Raw genomic sequence first — 8,041 nt, 5'->3', positions numbered from 1 at the left:
TACTGCAACGCGGTAGACAGCTCCTGGATATTCATCTGAATACTGCCATCGCCAGTGACACACACGACGGTTTCCTGAGGCAGAGCCAGCTTCACGCCCAGTGCAGCCGGCAGGCCAAAGCCCATCGTGCCCAGGCCACCGGAGTTGATCCAGCGGCGTGGTTTATCAAACTGATAATAGAGCGCAGCAAACATCTGGTGCTGACCCACGTCGGAAGTGACGTAAGCATCGCCATTTGTCAGGCGATAGATGGTTTCGATCACCGCCTGCGGCTTGATCTTATCGCTGGTACGGTCAAACTCGAGGCACTGACGTGAACGCCATTGATCGATGCTCTGCCACCAGTCGCGTACGCTGTCGTAATTCTGCTGCACATCGCTCTGTGCCAGCAGTTCCAGCATCTGTTGTAGAACCAGTTTGGCATCACCCACGATTGGCACATCCGCTGCAACCGTTTTCGATATCGACGTCGGATCGATATCGATATGCAGCACCGTGGCATTCGGGCAATATTTCGCCAGATTGTTGGTGGTACGGTCATCAAAACGCACACCGACTGCGAAGATCACATCGGCGTTGTGCATCGTCATATTGGCTTCATAGGTGCCATGCATACCGAGCATGCCCACACACTGGCGGTGCGTGCCAGGGAATGCACCCAGGCCCATCAGTGAAGTGGTCACCGGGATATTCAGCGTTTCAGCCAGCTGGCGTAGTTCGTCATGACAAACGGCATTAATCACGCCACCGCCGGCATAGATTACCGGCTTTTTCGCGGCCAGCAGAGTTTGCAGCGCGCGTTTAATCTGGCCTTTGTGGCCCTGAGTCGTCGGATTGTACGAACGCATGCTGACTTCATCAGGCCAGACATACGGCAGCTTATTCGCCGGGCTCATCATATCTTTAGGCAGATCAACCACCACCGGTCCGGGACGACCGCTGGCCGCCAGCCAGAATGCTTTCTTCATAATGGTCGGGATATCTTCTACCCGTTTCACCATAAAGCTGTGTTTGACCACCGGGCGGGAAATACCCACCATGTCGCACTCCTGGAAGGCGTCGTAGCCGATCAGGGAAGACATGACCTGGCCGGATAGCACGACCATCGGGATGGAGTCCATATAAGCGGTAGCAATACCGGTAATCGCATTGGTTGCACCCGGTCCTGAGGTCACCAGCACCACACCCACATCACCGGTTGCACGTGCGTAGCCGTCGGCCATATGCACAGCACCCTGCTCGTGACGGACAAGGATATGATCCACGCCACCAACGGTTTGCAGAGCGTCATAGATATCGAGGACCGCTCCGCCGGGATAGCCGAATACATGTTTTACGCCCTGATCGATTAACGATCGGACCACCATCTCGGCTCCTGACAACATCTCCATTTTTGCCTCCAGGCTTAAGGTGCTGATTTATCTTGCACGGACAGCATAACGTCACCGGACGGCAGATAAGGTCAAAACCTGTTTTTTTTATGCTCAGATAGTGGAAGTCATTTCCAAAATCCAGGTACAGGGCGAAGCCCCAGTTTTTTGAGGTTATGGCAAATACCATAACCGTAGAAAAGTTGGCAGGCAAACGGCAAACCTTACGACATGTGCGGAAAGTGATAATTAAGGCTCTGCCCGCCTGCCCCTGCCATCGACAATTACACTGACGATTTCCCGTTCTAAAAGCGGATTATTCTGCGACGAAGAAATATGCATTGTGATCGTTTTGTTATTAAAACTTTGTGGCCTTTAATGCCCGGCGCGCCAAATAATTCCCACGCTTTGAGGATTGTTATTGAAGGTTGACAGCCCCGGTCTTTATCAGGTATCAATAAAGTCACTGCCAGAATTTAATGAGGTTTGAATCAATGATCCGCACTCACCGCCTACTCGGTCTACTACTAAACGCATCCTCTTTGCGCGGTAGACTGGTGGGCGGAATCAATCACTGATTCAGGCCTGTAAAACCTAAGAAACCCGCGCCGATGCGCGGGTTTTTTTATGCTCGCAGCAGCAGGCGACGTAAACCAGACAAGGAACTATTCCATGAGCGACCAAGTCATTATTTTCGATACCACTCTGCGCGATGGCGAACAGGCATTACAGGCCAGCCTGAGTGTGAAAGAAAAACTGCAAATTGCCCTGGCACTCGAACGTATGGGCGTTGACGTGATGGAGGTCGGTTTCCCGGTGTCGTCTCCTGGTGATTTTGAATCCGTCCAGACCATCGCCCGCCAGATTAAAAATAGCCGGGTCTGTGGCCTGGCACGCTGTGTAGAAAAAGATATCGACGCGGCCTATGAAGCGCTGCGTGTTGCAGATGCCTACCGTATTCACACCTTCCTCGCCACCTCGCCGATGCATATCGCCACCAAGCTGCGCAGCACGCTGCCAGAAGTGATTGAGCGTGCAGTCAAAATGGTGAAACGCGCACGTAACTATACGGACGACGTGGAGTTCTCGTGCGAGGATGGCGGACGCACCCCCATTGATGACCTGTGCCGCGTAGTGGAAGCGGCAATTAATGCCGGTGCCACCACCATCAACATCCCTGATACCGTGGGTTACACGCTGCCGTACGAATATGCCAACATCTTTAGCGCATTACGCGATCGTGTGCCGAATATTGATAAAGCCATTCTGTCTGTTCATACCCACGACGACCTGGGGATGGCGGTAGGTAATGCGCTGGCCGCCGTTAACGCGGGCGCCCGTCAGATTGAAGGGGCGATGAATGGCCTGGGTGAGCGCGCAGGTAACTGTGCGCTGGAAGAAGTGATTATGGCGATTAAAACCCGCGGACAATTGATGAACGTTCAGACGCGGATTAATCATCAGGAGATCTACCGTACCTGCCAGACCGTCAGCAAAATCTGCAACATGCCTATCCCTGCCCACAAAGCGATTATCGGCTCCAATGCTTTCGCTCACTCTTCCGGTATCCACCAGGATGGCGTGCTGAAAAATCGCGAAAACTACGAAATCCTGACACCAGAATCCATCGGTCTGAAACAGGTGCAGTTAAACCTGACCTCACGTTCCGGCCGTGCTGCCGTGAAGCACCGCATGGAAGAAATGGGTTACACCGACAGCGAATACAATATGGATACGCTGTACGACGCATTTAAGGCGCTGGCCGATAAAAAAGGCCAGGTGTTCGATTATGACCTGGAAGCACTGGCTTTTATCAACAAACAATCTGAAGAGCCAGAATACTTCACGCTGGATACCTTCAACGTGCAGTCCGGCTCCAGCGTGATTGCGACCGCTACCGTGCAACTGGGCTGCGGTGAAGAACAGAAGACTGAAGCGGCGACCGGAAACGGCCCGGTGGATGCGGTGTATCAGGCGATTAACCGCATTACCAGCTTCGATACCGAGCTGATCAACTATCAGCTGACCGCTCAAGGTCACGGTAAAGATGCCCTGGGTCAGGTGGATATCGTGGTGCAGTACAACGGCCGCAAATTCCACGGCGTAGGCCTGGCGACGGATATCGTCGAATCCTCGGCTAAAGCGATGGTCAACGCACTGAACACTATCTGGCGCGCACGTCAGGTTGAACAGGAATTACAGCGTAAGTCTCAGATCAAAGACCAAAAGGAAGCCGTATAACATGTCCCGCACTTACCATATCGCAGTGTTACCCGGTGATGGCATCGGCCCGGAAGTGATGGCACAGGCCAGTAAAGTCCTGGACGCTATTCGCCAGCGTTTTGATCTGCGTATCTCCACCAGCGAGTATGACGTTGGCGGTATCGCCATTGACCGCCACGGCGTACCCTTGCCTGAGGGCACCGTCAAAGGCTGTGAGCAGGCTGACGCTATTCTGTTCGGTTCTGTTGGTGGCCCAAAATGGGAACACCTTCCACCGACCGAGCAGCCTGAGCGCGGCGCCCTGTTGCCACTGCGCAAACATTTCCAGCTGTTCAGTAACCTGCGTCCGGCCAGCCTGTATCAGGGGCTGGAAGATTTCTGCCCGTTGCGCCGTGATATTGCCGATCAGGGGTTTGATATCCTGGTGGTCCGTGAACTGACCGGTGGGATTTACTTCGGCCAGCCGAAAGGCCGCGAAGGCAGCGGTATGCATGAACGCGCTTTCGACACCGAGGTGTATCACCGTTTCGAAATCGAACGCATTGCGCGTATCGCCTTTGAATCCGCGCGTAAACGCCGTAACAAAGTCACCTCGATTGATAAAGCCAATGTGCTGCAATCCTCGATTCTCTGGCGTCAGATTGTGAATGAAGTCGCACAGGACTACCCGGACGTCGAGTTAAGCCATATGTATATCGACAATGCCACCATGCAGCTGATCAAGGCGCCGTCACAGTTTGACGTGATGCTGTGTTCTAACCTGTTCGGTGACATCCTGTCCGATGAATGTGCCATGATCACTGGCTCGATGGGCATGCTGCCGTCAGCCAGCCTGAACGAAAAAGGCTTTGGTCTGTTTGAACCGGCCGGTGGCTCCGCCCCGGATATTGCCGGTAAAAATATTGCTAACCCGGTGGCGCAGATCCTGTCGCTGGCCCTGCTGCTGCGCTACAGCCTGAATGCGGCCGATGCCGCTGATGCGATTGAGCAGGCCATTAACCGTGCGCTGGAAGAAGGTTTCCGCACCGGCGATCTGGCAGGCAGCGGCAAGGCGATCGGCACCGATGAAATGGGCAGCGTGATTGCCCGGTTTATTCGCGAAGCATAAAAATATGAAAACACTGTACGAGAAGCTGTTTGATGCGCATGTCGTGCACGAAGCACCCAATGAAACGCCGCTGATCTATATCGACCGTCACCTTGTCCATGAGGTGACGTCAGCGCAGGCCTTTGACGGTCTGCGCGCACACGGTCGCCCGGTGCGCCAGCCGTCAAAAACCTTTGCCACGATGGATCACAACGTCTCCACTCAGTCGCGTGACATCAATGCCAGCGGCGAGATGGCACGGATTCAGATGTCGATGTTGATCAAAAACTGTGAGGCCTTTGGCGTCCAGCTGTTTGACCTCAGCCATCAATTCCAGGGCATTGTGCATGTGATGGGGCCAGAGCAGGGATTATCACTGCCTGGCATGACCATTGTTTGCGGTGATTCCCACACCTCAACCCACGGTGCACTCGGTGCGCTGGCCTTTGGCATCGGCACCTCCGAAGTGGAGCACGTACTGGCAACGCAAACGCTGAAACAGTCACGGGCGAAAACCATGAAGGTTGAGGTACGCGGTCAGACTGCGCCAGGGATTACTGCAAAAGATATCGCGCTGGCCATTATCGGTAAAACCGGCAGCGGTGGCGGCAACGGTCACGTTGTGGAGTTCTGCGGTGCAGCTGTCGAAGCGCTGAGCATGGAAGGGCGTATGACCCTGTGCAATATGGCGATTGAACTGGGTGCCAAAGCCGGGCTGATTGCGCCCGATGACACCACCTTTAACTACGTCAATGGCCGCCGTTTTGCCCCTAAAGATGCCGCCTGGCAGCAGGCCGTCGACTACTGGCGTACGCTGAAAACTGATGAAGGCGCGCACTTCGACAAAGTGGTCACGCTGGATGCAGCAGATATAGCGCCGCAGGTCACCTGGGGAACCAACCCCGGTCAGGTGATTGCCGTCAGTGACCCGATTCCCGATCCGGCTTCGTTCAGCGATCCAGTGGAACGTGCCTCGGCAGAAAAAGCGCTGGCCTATATGGACCTGAAACCCGGTATCCGTCTGACCGACGTGCCGGTGGATAAAGTGTTTATCGGCTCCTGCACTAACTCGCGCATTGAAGATTTACGCGCGGCCGCAGCCGTGGTGAAAGGGCATAAGATTGCTCAGGGTGTGCAGGGCTACGTGGTGCCGGGTTCTGGCCCGGTGAAAGCGCAGGCAGAAGAAGAAGGTCTGGATAAGATCTTTATCGATGCGGGCTTTGAATGGCGTTTACCGGGCTGTTCTATGTGCCTGGCGATGAATAACGATCGCCTCAGCCCCGGAGAACGCTGTGCCTCCACCAGCAACCGCAACTTTGAAGGTCGTCAGGGCCGTGGCGGACGTACCCATCTGGTCAGCCCGGCCATGGCCGCCGCAGCGGCGGTCGCTGGTCACTTTGCTGATATCCGCGAGCTGATTTAAGGAACTGTTATGGCGAAAAAATTCACGCAGCACAGCGGTATCGTGGTGCCGCTGGATGCGGCTAACGTTGATACCGATGCGATTATCCCTAAGCAGTTTTTGCAGATGGTGACGCGCACCGGTTTCGGCCGCAACCTTTTTTATGACTGGCGTTATACCGACCCCGAAGGGCAAATTTCCAACCCGGAATTCGTGCTGAATAAGCCTGAGTTTAGCGGGGCCAGCATCATGCTGACGCGGGAAAATTTTGGCTGTGGTTCCTCACGCGAACACGCCCCCTGGGCGCTGACGGATTACGGAATTCAGGCCATTGTCGGTTCCGGTTTTGCCGATATCTTTGCTAACAACTCATTCAATAACCAGCTGCTACTGGTGACGCTGAGCGAAGCGGAAGTCGACGAGATGTTCCAGTTAGTGGCAGCGGAACCGGGCATTCGCTTCACGGTTGATCTGGAAAATCAGCAAGTGCGGGCCGGGGATAAAACCTACCCGTTTGAGATCGACAGCTTCCGCCGTCACTGCCTGATTAACGGGCTTGATGCGATTGGCCTGACCTTACAACACGACGCCGATATCACCGCGTACGAGCAAAAACAGCACGCGTTTTTGCGTTGATATTGCGGGCTGACCGAAAAAGAAGGTCAGCCCCTGGAACCTCTGTACGAGCCAGGCATGCGCGGCCCGTATTTATACCACGCGCTGTTCTCTGACCCGCCACGACAGCGCAAACGCCACCAGCGCCAGCAGTAACGCCACCCAGTACACCGAGTGATGGCCGAACGTCTCCGCCAGCGCCCCCTGCACCACACCCGCCAGGATCACCCCGGTTGAGATACTGTTGGTAAACAGCGTGGTGGCCGCACCAGGCCGCGACGGCATCAAGTCCTGGAACCAGATCATGCCAATCCCGGCAATAATGCCGATATACACCGCATTAAACAGCTGCAATATCATCAGTGCGGTGCGACTCTGGAACAGCACCAGACCAAGATAAAACAACGCCCCGCAGGCCACCGCCAGCAACATCATATTACGCTTACCAAAGCGTTTCACGTAGTGCCCTGCCAGCAGCATCACCGGGATCTCCAGCCCTGCCGCCGTCCCCATCAACAGACCGGCCAGCGTATCCGGCATTCCCAGCACGCTACTGATATACAACGGCATATCAATGATATACATCGTGTTACAGGTCCACATCAGGACCGATCCGATAAACAGCATACGCACATCGCGGCTCTTCCAGCCGCTGACGTCGGTGATGGGCACATCTGCTGTCGCAGCCTGCACGCGCGGCACCGACGGCAGGGTAAACCAGATTAATGCCACACAAACCACGAACAGCAGCGCAGCGACGAGAAACATGGTGGTAAAACCGTAGTTCAGCGCAATAGCAAAAGAGAGCGGCGGGCCAATTACCCACGCCAGTGATAACTGGGCGCGCATCACTGAACTAAACATCACCGCTTCACGGGCAGAGCTGTCAGCATATTCGCGTGCCAACGCAAAAATTTGCGGCATCGCCACGCTGGCGACCGCAGACAAGAAGACCCCGGCGGTAATTAACGTCAGATAATGACGATTGAAGGCGAATAACAACGCGTTACCTATCGCCATCACGCAGCAAAACAGGATCAGCATACGTCGGTCACCACGACTGTCCGAGCGTTTTGCCAGCAGCAGACTGACCACGATCCCCGCCACCGCATTCACCGTATAAAACAGCCCAACCCAGAAGGGGCGCACCGCCACTTCACGGCTCAGAAACAGGCTAAGAGTGGGGGCCTGCAACGCACCGGCAATCCCAACCATGAAAGAAACCGCCATAAAAGCCAGATAGACCGGATGAATACGACGGCGTTGGAGCGATGTCATGACGGATGCCTCGACTGGCTGAAATAAGAGTGAACAGACTCAGAGCTTAGAAGAAAACCGACGAAA

At 54.9% G+C, this 8,041-nt stretch carries 7 protein-coding genes; 5 read left to right on the top strand and 2 right to left on the bottom strand.

Annotated elements, in window-relative coordinates:
* Nucleotides 1–1,391: biosynthetic-type acetolactate synthase large subunit (gene ilvB, locus WH277_RS25470; RefSeq protein ID WP_339507318.1), on the bottom strand; the 1,391-nt coding region annotated here is incomplete at its 3' end.
* A 458-nt stretch (nucleotides 1,392–1,849) separates the two neighbouring features.
* Between ilvB and leuL the strand changes: the two genes are divergently transcribed.
* The 5 genes from leuL (at nucleotide 1,850) to leuD (ending at nucleotide 6,718) form a co-directional block, all read left to right on the top strand.
* The gene (gene leuL, locus WH277_RS28815; RefSeq protein ID WP_197931253.1) at nucleotides 1,850–1,948 is read left to right on the top strand and encodes a leu operon leader peptide; all 99 of its coding nucleotides are present in this window, start codon (nucleotides 1,850–1,852) and stop codon (nucleotides 1,946–1,948) included.
* Between the two features lie 94 nt (nucleotides 1,949–2,042).
* Nucleotides 2,043–3,611: a 2-isopropylmalate synthase gene (gene leuA / locus WH277_RS25465; RefSeq protein WP_133842314.1), complete on the top strand. Its 1,569-nt coding sequence runs from the start codon at nucleotides 2,043–2,045 to the stop codon at nucleotides 3,609–3,611.
* Nucleotide 3,612: 1 nt separating this feature from the next.
* Complete coding sequence (gene leuB, locus WH277_RS25460; protein WP_133842315.1) at nucleotides 3,613–4,701, top strand: 3-isopropylmalate dehydrogenase; 1,089 nt, start codon at nucleotides 3,613–3,615, stop codon at nucleotides 4,699–4,701.
* Between the two features lie 4 nt (nucleotides 4,702–4,705).
* A complete protein-coding gene (gene leuC, locus WH277_RS25455) occupies nucleotides 4,706–6,103 on the top strand; it encodes a 3-isopropylmalate dehydratase large subunit (RefSeq protein ID WP_133842316.1) in 1,398 nt (465 codons plus the stop codon).
* Nucleotides 6,104–6,112: 9 nt separating this feature from the next.
* Complete coding sequence (gene leuD / locus WH277_RS25450) at nucleotides 6,113–6,718, top strand: 3-isopropylmalate dehydratase small subunit (protein ID WP_133842317.1); 606 nt, start codon at nucleotides 6,113–6,115, stop codon at nucleotides 6,716–6,718.
* 72 nt (nucleotides 6,719–6,790) lie between these two features.
* Here leuD and WH277_RS25445 read toward each other — a convergent pair whose 3' ends face one another.
* Entirely contained in the window at nucleotides 6,791–7,975 is a 1,185-nt protein-coding gene (locus tag WH277_RS25445; protein ID WP_133842318.1) for an MFS transporter, read from the bottom strand.
* Nucleotides 7,976–8,041 lie beyond the last annotated feature (66 nt).

The organism is Erwinia sp. MYb416 (assembly GCF_037479575.1).
Taxonomy (GTDB): Bacteria; Pseudomonadota; Gammaproteobacteria; order Enterobacterales; family Enterobacteriaceae; genus Erwinia; species Erwinia rhapontici.
This window is presented reverse-complemented; position numbering and strand designations above follow the sequence as displayed.